Consider the following 19,299-nt stretch of genomic DNA (forward strand, 5'->3'; position numbering starts at 1 on the left):
AGGCCCAAAAAGCCAAAATATCCCTTAAAAAACAATGCCGGTCACCTTAAGTGACCGGCATTAGGCTGTTGGCCGGTTAAAGGATACGAAATGGCACCCGGGGGGCGACTGCGCACATCAGTTCATACCCTACGGTATCGGAAGCCGCGGCCACATCATCGATATGCACCTGCTCTCCCCACAGTTCGACCTTCGAGCCAATATGAGCCTCAGGACAGGGAGTGAGATCCACCATAATCATGTCCATAGAGACACGGCCCACGGTGCGGGTCAGAATACCGTCGACGGCTACCGGGGTCCCGGTAGGTGCATGACGCGGGTAGCCATCGGCATAACCACAGGCCACCACGCCAATCCGTTGCGCACTTCCGGCATGGTAACGGTAACCGTACCCCACGCCTTCCCCTTGCTGTAACTGCTGGATACCGATGATCTCGCTGTGCAACTGCATGACCGGTTGCAATCCGGTATCGGCGATATCCTGCCAGCGACCCGAAGGCGATGCGCCGTAGAGAATAATGCCAGGCCGGACCCATTGATGATGGGTATGCGGGTGCCACAATGTCGCCGCCGAGTTGGCGAAACAGCGTGGCAGTGCCATCCCCTCTGCTGCAGCATCGAGCAGAGCCACCGGCTCTGTCACGCCGTCCGGCTCTTCACCGCGGGCGAAGTGCGTCATCAGGGTCATTTCGCCGACATTAGGCAGCGCTGCCAGCCGCCGCCAGACATCTTTCAGTTGTTCCGGACGAAAGCCCAGACGATTCATCCCGCTGTTAATTTTGACATAGATGTTCAGCGGCGCGGATAGCCGGGCATTCGCCAGAGCCTCAATCTGCCACTCACTGTGTACGCTGGTGGTCAGACGATAGCGGTCCAGCAAGACCAGGTCCTCAGCTTTAAAAAAGCCTTCCAGTAACAACACCGGTTTCTGCCAGCCCTGCTCACGCAGCAGGATGGCTTCTTCATAGTTCAGCAGCGCGAAACCGTCGGCAGAACTCAGGGCCTGATAACATCGGGAAATACCGTGCCCGTAAGCATTGGCTTTAACCACTGTCCAGATGTTGGCGTCCGGCGCTTTTTTTCTGATAATCGCTAAATTCTGTTCTAACGCCTGTTGATTTACCGTGGCGATAATCGGTCGGGACATCTTACTCTCCTGAAACTCAACTGACGGCTCTGATACCAGACAAGGATGACCGGCCATCAAAACCCGGCAAGTAGCGCATCACCGACAAGTCATCCACCGCAATATCCGGGGTATTACCGGAAATAATATCGGCAATCAGCTTTCCGGAACCACACGCCATCGTCCATCCCAGTGTACCGTGCCCGGTGTTCAGGTACAGATTCGTCAGCGGTGTCCGGCCAACGATCGGAGTACCATCCGGAGTCATCGGGCGCAAACCGGTCCAGAATGTTGCCTGTTCAACAAATCCGCCTTCAGGATAGAGATCCCTGACCACCATCTCCAGTGTTTCTCTGCGAGCCGGTAACAGTTTGGTGTTAAAACCAACAATCTCAGCCATCCCCCCGACCCGGATACGGTTATCAAAGCGTGTCACTGCGACTTTATAGGTTTCGTCCAGGATGGTGGATTCCGGTGCGCCGTCCGCGTTTTTCACCGGAATCGTCAGAGAGTACCCTTTCAGCGGATAGACAGGGACTGAAACGATGTCTTTCAGCAACGGGGTAGAATAGGAGCCACACGCCACAATATAACGATCAGCGGTAAGGATTTCCGCACCGCATTTCACCCCGCTGATGCTATTGCCGTCGCGCAGCAGCTGGTCGATCGTCACGTTATAGCGGAAGGTCACACCGGCCTGTTCGGCCATTGCTGCCAGCCGGCGGGTGAATAACTGACAATCTCCGGTTTCATCATTCGGTAACTGTAACCCGCCGGTCAGTTTATGCTGCGTGGCTGCCAGCGCAGGTTCAATGCAATGCAGCTCACCGGACTGCAGCAACCGGTAAGGAACACCTGCCTCCTCCAGGACTTTGATATCCTTAGAGGCACTCTCAAACTGCTGTTCGGTACGAAATAACTGCAGGGTTCCGCCCTGACGGCCTTCATAACGGATACCGGTGGTCGCCCGCAGATCTTTCAGGCAATCCCTGCTGTATTCTGCAATCCGCACCATACGGCTTTTGTTTTGCTGGTAATGTGGCAGGGTGCAGTTCTTCAGCATCTGCAACATCCATTGCAGCTGGAAGGTGGTCCCGTCCGGGCGAATCGACAACGGGGAATGCTTCTGGAACATCCATTTGACCGCCTTCAGGGGGATCCCTGGCGCTGCCCAGGGCGAAGCGTATCCGGGAGAGATCTGCCCGGCATTGCCGGCACTGGTCTCTTCTGCCGGTCCGCTACTACGATCGATGACCGTGACTTCATGACCTGCCTGCGCCAGATACCAGGCGCTCGTCACCCCGACGACACCACTTCCAAGAATCAAAACCTTCATACCACCCCCGCAGCATAATAAACCTGATAAAGACCTTTGGTGCAGTGTTATCAACTAACACTACCCCTATGACCCGATTCAGGCTATTTCACCTTTTTTTTACTTCTCTGGTAACTAAAATCAGCACTAAAGTGAATATTCAGTAGTTAAATCGGTTTAATATTAAAAATTAGTAGTTAATTATGCGGATATGCGCTTTACGAAAGGTTGCCAGAATTTTTAAATGTTGCCATAAACTTACCTTATATACAGGACATTATCCTGTTTTAATGACCAAAATTCAGCTTTCAGACACAAAAATAGTCCGTAAGCGGATTCAGCCTTTTTTTGTCGCCATTTTTCTCCTGCCATCGTTACTGCCCCGCTAAACTATCGACTATCCTTAAATGGTACCTGACAGGTACGCAACCGTTTCTTTCATCAGGATGATGGTGCCGGTTCGCCGGAAGATAATTCGCTGCAGAAAGACGAGGTGCGCTATGACAACCTTTTTTGACCGACCAGTCCTGCGGCCAGAGCGCCTGAGTGATGGCCCGGACTGGACGTTTGATTTGCTCGAACAATACCTGTCTGAAATTGACAGAGTCGCTAAGCATTACCGCCTGGAGACCTATCCTCATCAGATAGAAGTCATTACCTCAGAACAGATGATGGATGCCTACTCCAGTATCGGTATGCCGATCAATTACACCCATTGGTCCTTCGGCAAAAAATTTATTGAAACCGAGCAACTCTACAAACACGGACAGCAGGGGCTGGCCTACGAAATCGTCATCAATTCCAATCCCTGTATCGCGTATCTTATGGAAGAAAACACCATGACCATGCAGGCCCTGGTGATGGCCCACGCCTGCTACGGACATAACTCTTTCTTTAAAAATAACTACCTGTTTCGTAGCTGGACGGATGCCGGATCGATCGTCGACTATCTGCTGTTCGCCAGAAATTACATCGCAGACTGTGAAGAAAAATACGGTATCGATACGGTGGAGCGCTTACTGGACTCCTGCCATGCCCTGATGAACTATGGCGTCGACCGCTATAAGCGCCCCCAGAAGATATCTCTGCAGGAAGAGAAGGTGCGCCAGCAGAGCCGGGAAGCCTACCTGCAGAGTCAGATAAATACTCTGTGGCGCACCTTACCGCGCAAAGAAAAAGAGACGGCAGAAGCCTCTGTCCCCCGTTATCCGACAGAACCTCAGGAAAACCTGCTATATTTCATGGAAAAAAATGCCCCGTTGCTCGAGCCCTGGCAGCGCGAGATTTTACGCATCGTCCGTAAAATCAGTCAGTATTTCTATCCGCAGAAACAGACCCAGGTCATGAACGAAGGCTGGGCAACGTTCTGGCACTATACCCTGCTGAATCATCTGTATGACGAAGGTAAAGTCACTGACCGGTTTATGCTGGAATTTTTGCATAACCATACCAATGTGATCGCGCAACCGCCCTACAACAGTTCGTGGTATAGCGGAATTAATCCTTATGCGCTTGGATTTGCCATGTTTCAGGATATCAGGCGCATCTGTGAACAGCCGACGGAGGAAGATAAGCGCTGGTTCCCGGATATCGCCGGTAAAGACTGGCTGGAAACACTGCATTTCGCCATGCGGGAATTTAAAGATGAAAGTTTTATCAGCCAGTTTCTGTCGCCGAAACTGATTCGGGATTTCAGGTTATTTGCGGTGGCCGATGACTATCGAAAGAACTATCTGGAAATTTCCGCCATCCATGACGACGAAGGGTATCAGACCATCCGTCAGCAATTGTCAGCACAATATAATCTGAGTCAGCTGGAACCCAATATTCAGGTATGGAATGTGGATTTGCGGGGTGACCGGTCATTAACACTGCGCTATGTACCACAAAAAAAAGTCTCTCTGGCGGAAAGCAGGACAGAAGTCATGAAGCATATCCACCGGTTATGGGGATTTGATGTCCTGCTGGAACAGGAAAATGAAGACGGTAGTGTGGAATTACTTGAACGCTGCCCTGCCCGTGCCCCTCATCAGTAATGTCAGCGCCGGGAGGACCGGCGCAACGCATTCACGGAGACTCTGCGGTACTCTTCTGCAGGGAGGACTGCAGCGCGTGCCAGATTTCCGCGCTGCGCCGGCCGTAATCGCGGATCGTCTCCGCCACCTCTGATTTATTCACCCCGGCCAGGCTCAGTTCATAAAGCTTATGATAAAAACTGTAGGCCTGCTGTCGCGCTTCATCCAGCGAGAAATACTGACGTCCTGCCCGGGTGAACAGCCCTTTCAGGCCGTTAATGATCAGACCATAGATAGGATTGCCGGAGGCAAAAGCAAGCCCCTGGAACAGCTTATAGTCGATGTCGGTATACTCTGCGCTGTCAGCCGCTGCATTCAGGGCTTCGCTCAGCACCTGTTGTGCCTGCTGCGGGTTTTGGGTAAATGCCCGGCTGATAAAAATACTCGCCATACTGGTGCGCACCGCAAAAAGATTATCGATCATTTGCGGAACACTTTCATGGTCAAGGTGTGCCAGCGTCTCAAGCAGATTAAGACCGGACGTTTCCCAGAAATTATTCACCCGCGTCGGTTTCCCGTGGCGGATAGTCAGCCAGCCATCCCGGGATAAGCGTTGCAGAACTTCACGGAGCGTTGTTCGGGTCACACCGATAAGTTCCGACAATTCGCGTTCGGCAGGCAAATAAGTTCCTGGCGGAAAACGACTGTTCCAGATGCTTTCGATAATATATTCTTCAGCAAATCCTGCAGGAGTCTGCGCCTTAATCACCATAACGTTTCTTTCTCTTCACCTGACGTGCTTTTGACGAAAAAAATATCATAGCAAAAGCCTGTCCGGCGACATAGCATCCGGATAACTAAAACGGGATCAGCATCATCAATTCACAGGGGGTCTGATCATTGCGGAGTCGTTTGTCAGAAAAAGTGGTCGTCCTCTGACAACTTCTGTTGATACTATCCTCACAGAAAGATGGCATATCTGAAGTTTTGGTTTACACTTCCGGACATCCGGATTAAATAAGGAAAACAGTATGTTAGTAATGTTAAATCGCTGTTCCAGAGGCCGCAGCGCCTGGCTTCTGCTGGCCCTGACAGCGCTGGCGCTTGAACTCACCGCGCTCTGGTTCCAGCATGTCATGGGTCTGAAGCCCTGCGTGATGTGTATTTATGAGCGCTGTGCATTATTAGGCGTACTGCTGGCAGGCATTGTGGGTGCTATCGCCCCGGCAACTCCGCTACGCTTTGCCGGGATCATTATCTGGCTGGTGGGTGCGACTGAAGGACTCAGGTTATCCTGGGAACATACCATGCTGCAGATCCATCCCCCGCTGTTCGCGACCTGTGACTTCAAAGCCCGTTTTCCTTCATGGCTGCCACTGGATCAGTGGGTGCCGGGAATGTTTGTCGCAAACGGTAACTGCCTGGATCGTAGCTGGACGCTTTTCAACCTCAGCATGCCTGAGTGGCTGGTCGGTGTGTTTGCCGCCTATCTGCTGGTCGCGGTTGTGGTGTTAATTGCCCAGATAAGCCTGTTCAGAAGGAAATAAGCCGGGCGGGACGTCCCGGCCAGGGTGCAGTCATGTTAGCAACCCCTGTCGGGACGTTCGATGATATGATCTTCCCAGTTCTGCACTTCACTTTCCCGCACGGCAATATATCTGACCGAAATACGATTCGCATGCATCTCTTTTGCAGACCCGGTACGCAACGGATGCCAGGCGGGTAAGGGTTTCCCTTCAGCCAGTAACCGGTACCCGCACGTCCGTGGGAGCCATGAAAAGGTCGGCAGATTTTCACGCGTCAGCTTGATGCAATCGGGTTCATATTCGAAACGATTTTCATAGTGCCGGCAACGACAGCTTTTGATGTTCAGTAAATTACAGGCCACGTTAGTGAAGTAAATTTCATCCGTATCGGCGTCCTGTAATTTATTCAGACAACACTGTCCGCAGCCATCACAGACGGATTCCCACTGCTCATCGGTCATGTCTTCAAGGCGCCTGGTTTCCCAGAATGGGGCGTTTGTCATCATTAGCAATTTCTCTTTATCCGTTTCAGGCGCCCGTTATAAAGAGTCATCGCCCGATATGCAAGCCCTACGCGACCCGCGTCGTTATCGCATGTCCGGCGAATGAGACTGTCAGCGCATCGCCGGCAGTCAGTGGTCCGACGCCCTCCGGAGTCCCGGTGAGAATAATATCGCCGGGCCGCAGAGTGAAAAAACGTGACATATAGGCGATCAACGGCACTATCTTGTGGATCATGTCGCGGGTATTCCCTGACTGACGGACTTCTCCGTTGATCTCCAGCTGCAGCGCGGTGTTTTGCGGATCACTCGCAAATTCCGCCGCAGGGACGAACCCGGAAACGGGGCAGGAATTATCAAAGCCTTTTGACTTTTCCCACGGCTGCCCTTTCTTCTTCAGACCTGCCTGCACCGAGCGCAGGGTCAAATCCAGCGCAACACCGTAACCGGCAATCGCCGGTAAGATCTGTTCTTCGTCAGCCTGTTGTAAAGTGCTACCTATCAGCACGGCCAGCTCGGTTTCATGGTGGATCTCGCCAAAACCGGTAAGCAGATGTAGCGGCTGCCGTAAATCACAGAGTGCAGTTTCCGGTTTAATAAAGACAACCGGCTCTTCCGGGGTAATACTGCCCATTTCACTGATATGCTTCGCGTAGTTACTGCCAACACAAACGACTTTGCCTGCCGGAAGATCCAGTAACTCTCCCTGCCAGTTCCGATGCTGATACATGTCGAGCCCTCGTTACAAAAAGTGAACAATTAGCGGACTATAATTATCAGGAAAACATAGAAAAGAAAATAGTTCTCAACCTGCTAAGCCAATCTTTGCCGGAGAAACCGGTAACAAACTCTTATCCCGGATTACCGTTAATGAAAATCTGCTGCCCGGTGAGAGATAAAAATACGGGGTAACGATGGGGTTCATACAGAAAATGTGAAACGGGATGCAAGGCACACCCCGAAAATAATACTGGTTATAATTACAGAGTAATCTTAATAATTAATTTTTCGCAGAAGCCAGATGTGTTTTAAGTAAGTTTTCAACCGGCGGCGGCACCTGTAAATAATAGCCTTTTTCCTGCAACTCCTGCTTCACTTTATGGATATCTGCACTGCCTAATTTTTCCCGTCCGGCCAGGGATAGCACCATTGCCAGCACTGGCTTGCCAAAACCTTTCAGGAGTTCCTCAGGGACACGGGAGAAGTCATCTTTTTTTTCAATATACAGATAGGTCTGATCCCGTAATGAACTTCTGTAGATGGCACATAACATATTTTTCTCCGAATTAATCTCTGTGGTGACTTGCCCTAATAATAGTGTAACTATAACATGACAAGAGTCATTCGAATATTGAACCTTCTGGGCCAATGGCGGATATTTAAACGCCTGTTCAGAAATGAAACTGTAAAAACAGGACTGGTCAGGACAGATGTCGCAAACGCCAATTGAACTTAAAGGAAGCAGTTTTACTTTATCTGTTGTACATCTTCACCACACACAGCCCGAAGTGATCCGTCAGGCGATTCAGGAAAAAATTGATCAGGCTCCGGCATTTCTTAAAAATGCCCCGGTCGTGCTGAATATTTCCTCGTTAACCGCCGACGTTAACTGGCCGCAAATCCAGTCTGCGATCACCTCGACGGGCTTGCGTATTATGGGTGTCAGCGGTTGTAAAGATGAACAGCTAAAGCAACTGATTCAGGCTGCAGGTCTGCCGGTATTGACCGAGGGAAAAGATGTACGCAAGGCCCGTGAGAGCGAACCGGCACCTGCCCGCGCAGAACCCCCGGTGGTAGCCCCTCCTGCGGTGAGTGAGGGAGAGAAATTTACCCGTACGCGGATTATTAACACTCCGGTACGCTCGGGCCAGCAAATTTATGCTAAAAATGCCGATTTGATCGTCACCAGCAGTGTCAGCGCCGGTGCAGAACTTGTAGCAGATGGTAATATTCATATCTACGGAATGATGCGGGGCCGCGCCCTGGCGGGAGCCAGTGGTGATCAGAGCGCCGAAATTTTTTGTACCCATTTAGCGGCAGAACTGGTGTCCATTGCCGGTGAATACTGGATCATGGACCAGATACCGTCAGAATATTCCGGACAGGCCGCACGCTTGTCGTTAACTGACGGTGTACTGTCGATTAAAACACTTAATTAGACCCCTTTTCTATTGTTAAGGAAATCATCATATATGGCACGCATTATTGTAGTTACATCGGGCAAAGGGGGCGTTGGCAAGACCACGTCAAGCGCGGCCATCGCTACCGGTTTAGCGCAGAAAGGGAAAAAAACCGTCGTTATCGATTTCGATATCGGTCTGCGTAATCTGGACCTGATCATGGGATGCGAACGCCGGGTTGTCTATGACTTTGTTAATGTTATCCAGGGTGATGCCACGCTGAACCAGGCATTAATCAAAGATAAACGTACCGAAAATCTGTTTATCCTGCCCGCCTCCCAGACCCGCGATAAAGATGCCCTCACCTATGAAGGTGTCGAGAAAGTACTGAACGAACTCTCTGACCTTGATTTCGACTTTGTGGTGTGTGATTCGCCTGCCGGTATCGAAACCGGAGCGCTGATGGCTCTCTATTTCGCCGATGAAGCTATCATCACTACCAACCCTGAAGTCTCTTCTGTCCGTGACTCTGACCGTATCCTCGGGATTATCGCCTCTAAGTCACGCCGTGCAGAAAAAGGTGAAACACCTATCAAAGAACATCTGCTGCTGACCCGTTACAACCCGGGCCGTGTCAGCCGTGGCGATATGTTAAGCATGGAAGACGTACTGGAAATTCTGCGTATCCCGCTGGTAGGTGTGATCCCTGAAGACCAGTCAGTGCTGCGTGCTTCAAACCAGGGGGAACCTGTGATTCTGGATACGATTTCAGATGCAGGTAAAGCCTATGCTGACACCGTCGATCGCTTACTCGGCGAAGAACGTCCCTTCCGCTTTATTGAAGAAGAGAAGAAGGGTTTCCTAAAACGCCTGTTCGGGGGATAAGACATGGCATTACTTGATTTCTTTTTATCCCGGAAAAAACATACTGCAAATATTGCTAAAGAACGCCTGCAGATCATCGTCGCGGAACGGCGTCGTGGAGACAGTGAACCCCATTACCTTCCGCAATTGAAACGCGATATTCTGGAAGTGATTTGTAAGTATGTGAAGATTGATCCGGAGATGGTTACCGTTCAGTTGGACCAGAAAGGGGATGATATCTCGATTCTTGAGCTTAACGTGACATTACCGGAAGCCGAAGAAGCCGCGAAATGAGTCTCTGCAACCGATAGTGAATGCCGCGCTGACCTGCGGCATTCACCGGTTTATTATTTACCGTCGATAATGGCGGTAATTTCCTGTCCCATCAGTTTACCCCGCCAGCCTTTCAGTAACTCCGGCGTACGACTCACAGGTTTAATTTTCCAGTGTTCACTCAGTACCTGGTTTATCTGCCGGCGCGAGGCCAGCAGTTCCTGGCTGAAACCAGTGCGGTCACTGACCGATTTAATGCAGGCTTTCAGATCCTTAAACAGGACTTTATAGCCAGGGCATTCGATCAGATTTTTCAACGGTAACGGATAGCTCTCTTCCGGGGCTTCTTTGGCCGCGGCGACCAGACGAAGCAGCGTTTCACCATGGAAACGTATTTCAGGGCCAGCGAGCCCCATCTGTTGTAACTCTCCCAGTGAACCCGGCAGATAACGGGCGACTTTCCAAAGGTTTTCCTCTTTGACGACGAAATTAACCGCCATATCTTTACGCCGTGCATAATTCAGTCGCCATTCTGCCAGCTTCTGCAGCGCCGCCAGTTGTAACGGCCGCAACTGCCAGGCCTGACTGATATCAATCCATGCCTGATCCGCAGGCAGAATATCTCTGCGTCTGTCGCACAGCATCGTGCATTCACTGAGCGCATCCGCCAGGACCTGTTTTTCTTCGGCCTGCTGATGCAGTTTCTGCGCGATCGGCAACAGATACCAGACATCTGCCGCCGCATAATCGCACTGGCGTTCACTGAGAGGCCTGGCCAGCCAGTCAGTACGTGATTCACTTTTATCCAGCGTCACGCCCTCGAACTCTGACACCATCGCTGCAAACCCCAGTGACATCGGGAAGCCCAGGAACGCCGCCAGGATCTGGGTATCGACCATAGGTTCAGGCAAAACGCCGAAACGGTTCAGGAAGACTTCCAGATCTTCTCCGCCGGCATGCAGATATTTCACCACCTGAACATCACTCAGTAAGGCTTTAAAGGGCGTCCAGTCGCTGATATCCAGGGGGTCAATCAGCGTCAGGGCATCGCCGTCAAACAACTGGATCAATCCCAGTTGCGGGTAATAGGTCCGGGTCCGGACAAACTCGGTATCCAGGGCAACGGCAGTTTTCTGTCTGGCAGCGGCACAAACCTCTGCCAGTTGCTGGCTGGTATGAATTAATTGATAGTTCAAAGCAACATTCTCTCTTACTGTGGAAATGCATCACAGCGATAATGAAAAAACGCCAGACTGATCCGGCGTTGATATAAAATAGTCCGGGATCCACCGAAGGGGGTATTGGCGGGGCCTGTGCCTGACCGGCGGAACCGTGCCGGCCAGCCGAAGAGTCCGGCATCCGGGGTCAACATTCTTCGGCGTCTGTATACCCTGTCAGATTATTACAGTCAGGGTCAAGTAACACTTTGCACGTCTGCCCATTATCTGTTGTGCAGCACCCGGTCTTATCAATTTTTTGCCATCCCGGGGGAGAAATATCACGCATTAGCTGGACCCGGCGAAGCTCTCCATAAAAAAACCGGTCTTCGGTACTTAGGCGCGAAAATTCTGTGATATTTACAGTTCGATCGGGCAGGCGCTAAGCTCTTTTCGGCCCTCATCGGGACCCCTTTTGATTTCCTGTTAAACCTTTGCAGTGGCCAGACCGCAAGGTGTTTTAACAAATCAATAGGGGTTTTTATCCGCGACCCAACGCTGAAAGCTTTACGCCCCCCCGGCCTGCCCGGGGGATTTCCAAAGACAGAAGACCGTGGCCGGCAGGCCACGGTCTTTATCACCGAATCACTTATTCCGTCAGATAAGACTGAACCGTGGCCGGCCCCGGGTTATAAAATCCCCACCAGGGGTTCGCGACCCAGTAACCATGACGATACCGTCCGGGGCCAGGGCCATAAACAAACCACGGATCCATCGGTTGCGGCGGAGTCATCACCTGTCTGACCAGATGCCAGCGCTGATAACCTGTGACATCAATGACCAGGAATTTATAGGAGGCATTACCGACTTTACCTTCATCGGTACCGCGGATATTCCCCAGAACCGTCAGATACTGGTTATTCAGGTTCACCGGGTCGACAAAGGCAGGTACGTCCGCGTAAATCCGGCCGATGGATGCCGCCCCCAGTACCGGCCGGGCAGTATCATCCAGGGGTTGTACGGCCAGCTCGATGCGTGTCAGGCCATTGGTATTGTTCACGCTGACCACTTTACCGCCGAACCGTGACTCCTGACCGACATAGAGCTGAGGCGCATTCATCACCTGTACCAGATTCTGCTGAGGCAGCGCTGAATGACCGCGGATGCTCTGCGGCACCGTAGCACATCCTGACAACAGTAATACCGAGGCCAGCATCATTGCCGGGCAATGTTTAATCAGTTTCATCATGATTATCTCCTGAATGTTAGCCGTTGCCGCACATCATCCGAATACCTCTGCTACCGGCATTATCTGCCGGGCAATTTTTTCCATGTCACTTCATTACGCAGATACACCGGTTCAATGTCTGCTGCCTGTGACACTTCCCCCCGCTGAAGGAGCACGGTGGCCAGGGGCAGCATATCTTCTGCCGCCGGTAATTCACTGGCACCGTCTGTCAGTTGCAGGGTATGCCCCTGCTGTAATTCCGGATAGGCCTGCCACCCTGTACCTGCCATTGCCCAGCGGCCTGAAAGTGACTGCATGCGCAGAATGGCCTGAGCCGGGCTTAACACGGCTTCGCTATCGCCGCCCTGCCACTCACCGGAGGCATCACGCTGATACTCTGCCCAATAGACCTCACCCATGCGGGCATCGATAGCGGCCAGCACTCTGTCCGCCTGACAGCGTCTGAAGGCTCCCTGTGCCAGAGTGGCCAGGGTAGAGACGCCGACCATCGGCAGGCCGGCACCGAGCGCCAGCCCCTGAGCAATACCAATGCCAATACGGACACCGGTAAAACTGCCTGGCCCCCGACAGAACACCAGGGCATCCAGAGCATTCAATGCCAGATCCTGTCCCGCCAGTAATTCCGCCACCAGCGGCAGGATCTTCCGGGTGTGGTCACGGGGAGCGATCTCAAACCGTGCATCCTGCTGCTGTTGATTCAGGATGGCTGCCGAACAGGCTTCTGTCGCAGTATCCAGGGCTAAAAGTTTCAGTGTTGAGATATCTTGCATAATTTTTCGTTATTAATAAGTGTGAACAACCGGCGAGGATCGCTAAGGCATTTCTCCTGTCCGCCCTCTTCCGGTAAGACTATTCTACACCGCTGCGGTGCAGGGATACATTGCTGTAACATCAGGGAATGCCAATGATTCGCAACAAAATAAGACAGGCTTAAGTTTCACCGCTCTCCTCCGTGACCTGCGGAGCCCCGGCCGTAATAAAGGCTTCCGCCCGGGCGAGATCCCGGGTGCGGGGTGTGTCGGGCAGGCTATTAAGGAAAAGCTCACCGTAAGGTCTCGACACCAGTCTCGCATCACAAATGACCAGCACTCCGCGATCCGTCACATCACGGATCAATCGTCCGGCCCCCTGCTTCAGCGTAATGACCGCATCCGGCAGTTGTACTTCATCAAAAGGATCCAGCCCCCGGTGACGTGCATCTTCCATCCTCGCCTTCAGTAATGGGTCTTCCGGTGAGGTAAAGGGGAGCTTATCGATAATGACCAGAGACAACGCATCACCACGGACATCCACCCCTTCCCAGAAACTGCTGGTCGCCACCAGCAAGGCATTGCCTGCCTCAATGAACTGCTGCAGGATCCTGCCTTTACTGGTTTCTCCCTGCAACAATACCGGCAGGGTCAGTAACTCCCTGAATTCTGCCGCCAGTTCCCGCATCATCTGATAGGAGGTACATAAAAAGAAGCAGCGCCCCTGGTTAGCCTCAATTAACGGCGCAAGCATGGCGGCCAGTTGTTTCGCCGCACCGGGCCGCTGGTTTTCGGGCAGATTTCGTGGCACACACAGCAGTGCCTGCTGACGATAATCGAAAGGACTGCTGAGGATCAGTTGCCTGGCACCGCTTACCCCAAGCCGGTCGGCGAAGTGGTCCATTTTACCGTTAACCGACAGGGTAGCAGAGGTAAAAATCCAGGCGGCTTTACGGGCATCCATCACCTCACGGAAGCGTTCTGCGACCGAGAGCGGTGTCAGTGCCAGCGTAAAATGACGGGCATTACATTCATACCAGTAACTGAACCCTGCCTCACTGGTCTGACTGATGCGTTTAAGCCGCGTCCGGTATTGCGCCGCCCGTTCAAAAGCGGCATCGAGTAAGGCTGAACGGCCAAGGCTGAGTTTGATGACGTCGTAGCATAGCTCCAGCGCATCATCCAGCAAGACCAGCATGCGTGAGACATCGGGACGCTGTAACACCTCCCGCAGATTACCGCGATAGCCAGGATCTCCCAGCATCAGGCGAAAGTCCTGACTGGCCTGTACCAGCCGGTCGGCGGCTTTCTGTAACTGCTGTACATCCCGCACCTCGGTACGATACGCAATGGTGATATCGCGCGACAGATCCTGCAACTGGCGTCCGGAAATTTGCTGCCCGAAATACTGGCTGGCAATATCAGGAAGCTGATGTGCCTCATCAAATATCATCACATCGGCCTCGGGGATCAGCTCGGCAAAGCCGCTCTCTTTGACCACCAGATCAGCAAGGAAGAGATGATGGTTAACCACCACCACATCTGCATCCATCGCCCGCTGACGCGCTTTGACCACGAAGCAGTCACTGTAGCGCGGACAGTCGCTGCCCAGGCAGTTATCATTGGTACTGGTCACCAGCGGCCATAAGCTGCTGTCTTCTGCCACACTGCCGCAACTGCTGATATCCCCGTCGATAGTCAGGGACGACCAGCCGCGGACACTGGCTAAATCACTTAATGCCTGTACCGGCAGGTCGCCGCCGGAGAGGTTTTGCTGATCCATCCTTTCCAGACACAGGTAATTCGACCGTCCTTTCAGAAGCGCGGTTTTACCTTTATAGGACAGGGCATTGACGATGGTCGGAAGATCCCGGGTATAAAGCTGGTCCTGTAATGCACGGGAACCGGTAGAGACGATCACTTTTTTACCGGAGCGCAGGGCCGGAACCAGATAAGCGAAAGTCTTGCCAGTACCGGTACCGGCCTCCGCGACCAGCTCCTTCCCTTCGGTAATTGCGGCAGTGACAGCCTGAGCCATTTCCCGCTGGGCCTCGCGGGGCCGGAAACCCGGAATGGCATCGGTCAGGACCCCTCCCGGGGAAAAATCTTCAGTCACATCGCCTCTCTCGTCATTCGGTTGCACCCCGCAATTATGTCAGTAATCCCGCCTGCTCACCACCAGGGATGACATATTCCTCCTGATATGGCAGGCTGACGGACATTGTTACTAAGGAGTTGTCAATGACCATTACACGAATCGATCCCGAACACCGTATGTCCGAAGCCGTAATTCACGACCAGACGGTGTATTACACCAGTGTCCCGGAAGATCTTGACGGCGATGCGCTGGCACAGACCGCCGATGCGCTGGCCGTTATCGATAAGATACTGACCCGCGTCGGTAGCGATAAAAGCAAAATCCTCGACGCCACTATTTTCCTGACCGATAAGGCCGATTTTGACGCCATGAACCAGGCCTGGGATGCATGGGTCTCTCCGGGTAATGCCCCGGTCCGCTGCACCGTACTGGCCGGCCTGATGCATCCGAAATACAAAGTAGAAATTAAGGTGATCGCCGCGTTATAACCGGCACTATTCCTGTTCGTCTTCTTCGTCTTCATCTTCGAAACGCGCCAGGCTGATCCCGCCCTGGTGCGTTTCACGAATTTCTGCAGCAACCTGTGCGATAGCCTCACCACTGGACATGCCATCGGCAATCAGTTGATGAATGCGTTCGACGGCCTGTTGTTGCTGTTCAACCGAAAGTGCCGGTAATCCTTTAAACATAATAACCTCTGTCAGACAACGGCCCGGTGCAGGATGCACCAGATAACGGATGTCAGTGATAAAAAAATATGTCAGGCTATAGTCAGTTTAGTTTCTGACAACGCCCTGACACTTATGACCCTGAAAACAATTTCCCTGCCATACACTCCGGATGCGCTCACCGGCTGGTTTTCGCGTGTTGCTGAATTGCCGTGGGCTATGCTATTAAGCTCTTCCGCGGCCGATCATCACGACAATCGCTTTGATATTTTCAGCGCTGACCCGCGACTGACACTGACCACCCGTGGCACTGAAACCACGATTGAAGACGCTGAGGGCCGCCGGCTATCCGGCCGGGATCCGCTGACGCTGGTACAGGAAGCCCTCGAACAGTTACCGGCTATCGACACCCCCGATGCAGATCTTCCTTTTACCGGCGGGGCGCTGGGTCTGTTTGGCTATGATCTGGGACGACGCTTTGAACACCTTCCCCGACGGGCGATCAACGATCTGCAGACACCCGATATGGCGGTCGGCATTTATGACTGGGCGATGATAGCAGATCACCATCTGAAACGCCTTACTCTGCTCAGTCTGGGCGATGTCAGTCACCGTCTGCACTGGCTAAATGAACGCCCCTCGTCCGCCCGGCCTGCGTTCCGTTTACTGAGCGAGTGGGAAAGTAATTTATCGGCTCCGGACTATGCCCGATGTTTCGGCCGGGTAAAAGAGTATATCCATGCCGGTGACTGTTACCAGATAAATCTGGCACAACGGTTCAGTGCTGCTTATGAAGGCAGTGAGTGGCAAGCCTGGGAACATCTGAGTCATGAAAACCGTGCACCTTTCAGTGCCTTTATTCGTCTTGAGTCGAGCTGTCTGCTGAGTCTCTCCCCGGAACGCTTTCTTAAGGTCTCGGGGAGTGAGATAGAAACCCGGCCGATTAAAGGAACGCGCCCCCGGATGAGTGATCCGCACGAAGATGCCCGGCAGGCCGCAGAACTCGCTATCGCAGAGAAAGATCGGGCAGAAAACCTGATGATTGTCGACCTGCTGCGTAACGATATCGGCCGTATTGCCACACCAGGCAGCGTCACCGTGCCTGAACTGTTCGTCGTAGAACCTTTCCCGGCGGTGCATCATCTGGTCAGCACGGTTCGCGGAACCCTGCCGGCCGGGCTGCACCCGACAGATCTGCTACGGGCCTGCTTTCCTGGCGGTTCGATTACAGGAGCACCGAAAATCCGGGCCATGGAAATCATCGATGAACTTGAACCGCATCGGCGCAATGCCTGGTGTGGCAGCATCGGTTATCTCAGCCGCTGCGGTACGATGGACACCAGTATCACTATCCGGACACTGACCGCAGAAGGCGGAAAGCTTTACTGTACGGCAGGCGGAGGTATCGTGGCCGACAGTGTGCTGGAACAGGAGTATCAGGAAACCTTTCATAAAGTACAACGGATCCTGCCGGCACTGCAGCGTTTGTCCGCAACGGCCGGCAATGAATAGCGCGGAGTTCCGTCAGCGGTTCCTGTTGCTGTTACCTCCGGAAAGTCCACCGCCCTCCCCGGTGGGCCGTGAGGCGGCCGTCTTAGTGCCGGTGGTGACCTATCCTGAACCGCGCCTGTTGCTGACCAAACGAGCCACACATTTGCGACATCATCCGGGACAGGTCGCCTTCCCCGGCGGTAAACGGGATCCGGCTGACCGATCACTGATGCAGACCGCCCTGCGGGAAACCGGTGAAGAACTGGGGCTGTCTCCCTCTCAGATCGAGATTATCGGCACCCTCCCCGCCGTCAGCAGTCAGACCGGCTTCCATGTGACCCCGTTTGTGGCGTTATTAAGTCCCGGCACCCCGCTGACACCCGAACCGGGGGAAGTAGCACTGAGCTTTGAAGTACCGTTAGCCGCCCTGCTTTCGCCTGCGAACTTTTTCCGGCTGGAGGTGTTGCGTAACGGACATCCCCATAGGGTGTGGGTGGTGGATTACCAAAAGCATTTTATCTGGGGCATGACTGCAGGTATTATTCGCAGCCTCGGAAAACAGATAACCGGTGAATAACCGTTTTCAGCGATAATCCCTGTCTTTATCTCCCTTTTCCGCCGATAATTATTCCGGGTGCCACACCCGGAACACATTTTACTGTGCTGATGTGCGGATCTGCCTGCAAAGCGATCGCGATCAGCCGGATATCGCCAGTTTGACCAGAGTACGGGAGTTTTTGTGATAAGTGTCTTCGACATGTTTAAAGTAGGTATCGGTCCTTCCAGTTCTCATACGGTAGGGCCTATGAAGGCGGGCAAAGAATTTGCTGATGCGCTGATTGCCGAAGATAAACTTACCCTGACGACCCGCATTTCAGTGGATGTCTATGGTTCACTCTCCCTCACCGGACACGGACACCATACGGACATTGCCATCATCATGGGGCTGTCCGGGGCGGCCCCGGATACCGTGGATATAGATGCCATTCCGGCGTTTGTAGCCGATGTCGGCCAGCGACAACGCCTGCCGATGGCCGGCGGTACACATGAGGTGGATTTCCCGCGGGAAGGCGGCATGACCTTCCGCAGCGATAATCTGCCGCTGCATGAAAACGGGCTGACCCTGACCGCCTGGCAGGACGACATGTGCCTGATGAAGAAGACCTACTATTCCGTGGGCGGCGGTTTTATCATTGAAGAGGCGCAGTTCGGACAACCGGTTCTCGATGAGGTTGAAGTGCCCTATCCGTTCAACACCGCCCGTGAATTACTCGAAAGCTGCCATCGCACCGGTCAGTCCGTTTCCGGTCTGGTCCTGAAAAATGAGCTGGCGCTGCATAGCCGCAGCGAGATTGAAGACTATTTTTCTACCGTCTGGCAGACGATGCAGGCCTGTATCGACCGCGGCTTAAATACCGAAGGTGTATTGCCGGGGCCGTTGCGTGTTCCGCGCCGTGCCGCCTCTCTGCGACGCCTGCTGGTTTCCGGCAGTCAGCATTCCATTGACCCGATGAATGTGATCGACTGGGTGAATATGTTCGCCCTGGCGGTGAATGAAGAGAATGCGGCCGGTGGCCGGGTGGTGACCGCTCCGACCAACGGGGCCTGCGGGATAATCCCGGCGGTGCTCTCATACTACCATCAGTTTGTCTCGCCGGTCAGTCAGGAAGTGGCCTTGCGCTATTTTCTTGCCTCCGGGGCTATCGGGATCCTGTATAAAATGAATGCCTCTATTTCCGGCGCCGAAGTCGGTTGCCAGGGCGAAGTTGGTGTGGCTTGCTCGATGGCGGCTGCCGGTCTGGCGGAGCTGTCAGGGGCCAGTCCGGAGCAGGTCTGTATCGCGGCTGAGATAGGTATGGAACATAACCTCGGACTGACCTGTGATCCGGTGGCAGGCCAGGTTCAGGTTCCCTGTATTGAACGTAATGCTATCGCATCGGTGAAGGCCATCAATGCCGCACGTATGGCACTGCGCCGTACCAGTGCCCCGCGGGTTTCGCTCGATAAGGTGATCGAAACGATGTATGAGACCGGAAAAGATATGAATGCAAAATATCGTGAAACTTCCCGTGGCGGGCTGGCGATAAAGGTGCAGTGTGATTAACGACGCAGCATAAGCCGCAACAGACGATGAAAGGCCCCGGGAGT

At 53.2% G+C, this 19,299-nt stretch carries 20 protein-coding genes and 1 pseudogene; 9 read left to right on the forward strand and 12 right to left on the reverse strand.

Annotated features, from left to right (window positions below; genetic code table 11):
* Positions 1–76: 76 nt before the first annotated feature.
* Both dadX and ABD035_RS13235 read right to left on the reverse strand, forming a co-directional pair.
* The gene (gene dadX, locus ABD035_RS13230; RefSeq protein WP_343870699.1) at positions 77–1,147 is read right to left on the reverse strand and encodes a catabolic alanine racemase DadX; all 1,071 of its coding nucleotides are present in this window, start codon (positions 1,145–1,147) and stop codon (positions 77–79) included.
* A 16-nt stretch (positions 1,148–1,163) separates the two neighbouring features.
* A complete protein-coding gene (locus ABD035_RS13235) occupies positions 1,164–2,462 on the reverse strand; it encodes a D-amino acid dehydrogenase (RefSeq protein ID WP_343870700.1) in 1,299 nt (432 codons plus the stop codon).
* Positions 2,463–2,941: 479 nt separating this feature from the next.
* Between ABD035_RS13235 and ABD035_RS13240 the strand changes: the two genes are divergently transcribed.
* On the forward strand, positions 2,942–4,477 hold the full coding sequence (locus tag ABD035_RS13240) for a SpoVR family protein (protein WP_212712577.1): 1,536 nt from the start codon (positions 2,942–2,944) through the stop codon (positions 4,475–4,477).
* A 31-nt stretch (positions 4,478–4,508) separates the two neighbouring features.
* On the opposite strand, the gene fadR is transcribed toward ABD035_RS13240, so the two are convergent.
* Positions 4,509–5,228 (reverse strand): fatty acid metabolism transcriptional regulator FadR, encoded by a 720-nt coding sequence (fadR, locus tag ABD035_RS13245; RefSeq protein WP_343870701.1) that lies wholly within the window; start codon positions 5,226–5,228, stop codon positions 4,509–4,511.
* A 259-nt stretch (positions 5,229–5,487) separates the two neighbouring features.
* On the opposite strand from fadR, the gene dsbB reads away from it, so the two are divergent.
* Positions 5,488–6,003, forward strand: a complete 516-nt coding sequence (gene dsbB, locus ABD035_RS13250) for a disulfide bond formation protein DsbB (protein ID WP_343870702.1) — start codon at positions 5,488–5,490, stop codon at positions 6,001–6,003.
* Positions 6,004–6,038: 35 nt separating this feature from the next.
* Here the strand turns inward: dsbB and ABD035_RS13255 are convergent, their stop codons facing one another.
* The 3 genes from ABD035_RS13255 to ABD035_RS13265 all read right to left on the reverse strand — a co-directional run bounded on the left by ABD035_RS13255 (position 6,039) and on the right by ABD035_RS13265 (position 7,755).
* Positions 6,039–6,485, reverse strand: a complete 447-nt coding sequence (locus ABD035_RS13255) for a YcgN family cysteine cluster protein (RefSeq protein ID WP_212712645.1) — start codon at positions 6,483–6,485, stop codon at positions 6,039–6,041.
* Between the two features lie 67 nt (positions 6,486–6,552).
* Positions 6,553–7,212, reverse strand: a complete 660-nt coding sequence (locus tag ABD035_RS13260) for a fumarylacetoacetate hydrolase family protein (protein WP_212712574.1) — start codon at positions 7,210–7,212, stop codon at positions 6,553–6,555.
* Positions 7,213–7,482: 270 nt separating this feature from the next.
* A complete protein-coding gene (locus tag ABD035_RS13265) occupies positions 7,483–7,755 on the reverse strand; it encodes a YcgL domain-containing protein (protein WP_212712573.1) in 273 nt (90 codons plus the stop codon).
* Between the two features lie 157 nt (positions 7,756–7,912).
* Between ABD035_RS13265 and minC the strand changes: the two genes are divergently transcribed.
* From minC to minE, 3 genes are read left to right on the forward strand one after another with little or no spacing between them, the layout of a single operon-like run.
* Complete coding sequence (gene minC / locus ABD035_RS13270) at positions 7,913–8,641, forward strand: septum site-determining protein MinC (RefSeq protein WP_212712572.1); 729 nt, start codon at positions 7,913–7,915, stop codon at positions 8,639–8,641.
* A gap of 33 nt (positions 8,642–8,674) precedes the next feature.
* Complete coding sequence (gene minD, locus ABD035_RS13275) at positions 8,675–9,487, forward strand: septum site-determining protein MinD (protein ID WP_025903025.1); 813 nt, start codon at positions 8,675–8,677, stop codon at positions 9,485–9,487.
* 3 nt (positions 9,488–9,490) lie between these two features.
* Positions 9,491–9,760 (forward strand): cell division topological specificity factor MinE, encoded by a 270-nt coding sequence (minE, locus tag ABD035_RS13280; protein WP_212712571.1) that lies wholly within the window; start codon positions 9,491–9,493, stop codon positions 9,758–9,760.
* Between the two features lie 53 nt (positions 9,761–9,813).
* Here minE and rnd read toward each other — a convergent pair whose 3' ends face one another.
* The 5 genes and pseudogenes from rnd to yoaA form a co-directional block, all read right to left on the reverse strand.
* Positions 9,814–10,935, reverse strand: a complete 1,122-nt coding sequence (gene rnd / locus ABD035_RS13285) for a ribonuclease D (protein WP_343870704.1) — start codon at positions 10,933–10,935, stop codon at positions 9,814–9,816.
* A 319-nt stretch (positions 10,936–11,254) separates the two neighbouring features.
* A pseudogene (locus tag ABD035_RS13290) lies at positions 11,255–11,360 on the reverse strand (IS200/IS605 family transposase); the annotation flags it as partial.
* 185 nt (positions 11,361–11,545) lie between these two features.
* Positions 11,546–12,145: a Slp family lipoprotein gene (locus ABD035_RS13295; RefSeq protein ID WP_371813018.1), complete on the reverse strand. Its 600-nt coding sequence runs from the start codon at positions 12,143–12,145 to the stop codon at positions 11,546–11,548.
* A 59-nt stretch (positions 12,146–12,204) separates the two neighbouring features.
* A complete protein-coding gene (gene tsaB / locus ABD035_RS13300; RefSeq protein ID WP_212712569.1) occupies positions 12,205–12,915 on the reverse strand; it encodes a tRNA (adenosine(37)-N6)-threonylcarbamoyltransferase complex dimerization subunit type 1 TsaB in 711 nt (236 codons plus the stop codon).
* Positions 12,916–13,075: 160 nt separating this feature from the next.
* Entirely contained in the window at positions 13,076–15,010 is a 1,935-nt protein-coding gene (gene yoaA, locus ABD035_RS13305; protein ID WP_343870705.1) for a DNA repair helicase YoaA, read from the reverse strand.
* Between the two features lie 125 nt (positions 15,011–15,135).
* Here yoaA and ABD035_RS13310 point away from each other — a divergent pair, with 125 nt between their 5' ends.
* Entirely contained in the window at positions 15,136–15,480 is a 345-nt protein-coding gene (locus ABD035_RS13310; protein ID WP_212712567.1) for a RidA family protein, read from the forward strand.
* Positions 15,481–15,486: 6 nt separating this feature from the next.
* Here ABD035_RS13310 and ABD035_RS13315 read toward each other — a convergent pair whose 3' ends face one another.
* The gene (locus ABD035_RS13315; RefSeq protein ID WP_212712566.1) at positions 15,487–15,681 is read right to left on the reverse strand and encodes a YoaH family protein; all 195 of its coding nucleotides are present in this window, start codon (positions 15,679–15,681) and stop codon (positions 15,487–15,489) included.
* A gap of 114 nt (positions 15,682–15,795) precedes the next feature.
* Between ABD035_RS13315 and pabB the strand changes: the two genes are divergently transcribed.
* From pabB to ABD035_RS13330, 3 genes are all read left to right on the forward strand, one after another.
* Positions 15,796–17,172, forward strand: a complete 1,377-nt coding sequence (gene pabB, locus ABD035_RS13320; RefSeq protein ID WP_343870706.1) for an aminodeoxychorismate synthase component 1 — start codon at positions 15,796–15,798, stop codon at positions 17,170–17,172.
* Complete coding sequence (locus ABD035_RS13325; RefSeq protein WP_343870707.1) at positions 17,165–17,728, forward strand: CoA pyrophosphatase; 564 nt, start codon at positions 17,165–17,167, stop codon at positions 17,726–17,728. Before pabB ends, ABD035_RS13325 begins: the two co-directional genes overlap by 8 nt.
* A gap of 162 nt (positions 17,729–17,890) precedes the next feature.
* Positions 17,891–19,255, forward strand: a complete 1,365-nt coding sequence (locus ABD035_RS13330; protein ID WP_343870709.1) for an L-serine ammonia-lyase — start codon at positions 17,891–17,893, stop codon at positions 19,253–19,255.
* The last annotated feature ends 44 nt before the right edge of the window (positions 19,256–19,299 follow it).

The organism is Tatumella terrea, assembly GCF_039523755.1.
In the GTDB taxonomy this organism is placed as follows: Bacteria; Pseudomonadota; Gammaproteobacteria; order Enterobacterales; family Enterobacteriaceae; genus Tatumella; species Tatumella terrea.

Coding starts and splice junctions, on each gene's coding strand:
- dadX (WP_343870699.1), bottom strand. CDS start 1,147: ATGTCCCGACCGATTATCGCCACGGTAAATCAACAGGCGTTAGAACAG.
- ABD035_RS13235 (WP_343870700.1), bottom strand. CDS start 2,462: ATGAAGGTTTTGATTCTTGGAAGTGGTGTCGTCGGGGTGACGAGCGCC.
- ABD035_RS13240 (WP_212712577.1), top strand. CDS start 2,942: ATGACAACCTTTTTTGACCGACCAGTCCTGCGGCCAGAGCGCCTGAGT.
- fadR (WP_343870701.1), bottom strand. CDS start 5,228: ATGGTGATTAAGGCGCAGACTCCTGCAGGATTTGCTGAAGAATATATT.
- dsbB (WP_343870702.1), top strand. CDS start 5,488: ATGTTAGTAATGTTAAATCGCTGTTCCAGAGGCCGCAGCGCCTGGCTT.
- ABD035_RS13255 (WP_212712645.1), bottom strand. CDS start 6,485: ATGACAAACGCCCCATTCTGGGAAACCAGGCGCCTTGAAGACATGACC.
- ABD035_RS13260 (WP_212712574.1), bottom strand. CDS start 7,212: ATGTATCAGCATCGGAACTGGCAGGGAGAGTTACTGGATCTTCCGGCA.
- ABD035_RS13265 (WP_212712573.1), bottom strand. CDS start 7,755: ATGTTATGTGCCATCTACAGAAGTTCATTACGGGATCAGACCTATCTG.
- minC (WP_212712572.1), top strand. CDS start 7,913: ATGTCGCAAACGCCAATTGAACTTAAAGGAAGCAGTTTTACTTTATCT.
- minD (WP_025903025.1), top strand. CDS start 8,675: ATGGCACGCATTATTGTAGTTACATCGGGCAAAGGGGGCGTTGGCAAG.
- minE (WP_212712571.1), top strand. CDS start 9,491: ATGGCATTACTTGATTTCTTTTTATCCCGGAAAAAACATACTGCAAAT.
- ABD035_RS13295 (WP_371813018.1), bottom strand. CDS start 12,145: ATGATGAAACTGATTAAACATTGCCCGGCAATGATGCTGGCCTCGGTA.
- tsaB (WP_212712569.1), bottom strand. CDS start 12,915: ATGCAAGATATCTCAACACTGAAACTTTTAGCCCTGGATACTGCGACA.
- ABD035_RS13310 (WP_212712567.1), top strand. CDS start 15,136: ATGACCATTACACGAATCGATCCCGAACACCGTATGTCCGAAGCCGTA.
- ABD035_RS13315 (WP_212712566.1), bottom strand. CDS start 15,681: ATGTTTAAAGGATTACCGGCACTTTCGGTTGAACAGCAACAACAGGCC.
- pabB (WP_343870706.1), top strand. CDS start 15,796: ATGACCCTGAAAACAATTTCCCTGCCATACACTCCGGATGCGCTCACC.
- ABD035_RS13325 (WP_343870707.1), top strand. CDS start 17,165: ATGAATAGCGCGGAGTTCCGTCAGCGGTTCCTGTTGCTGTTACCTCCG.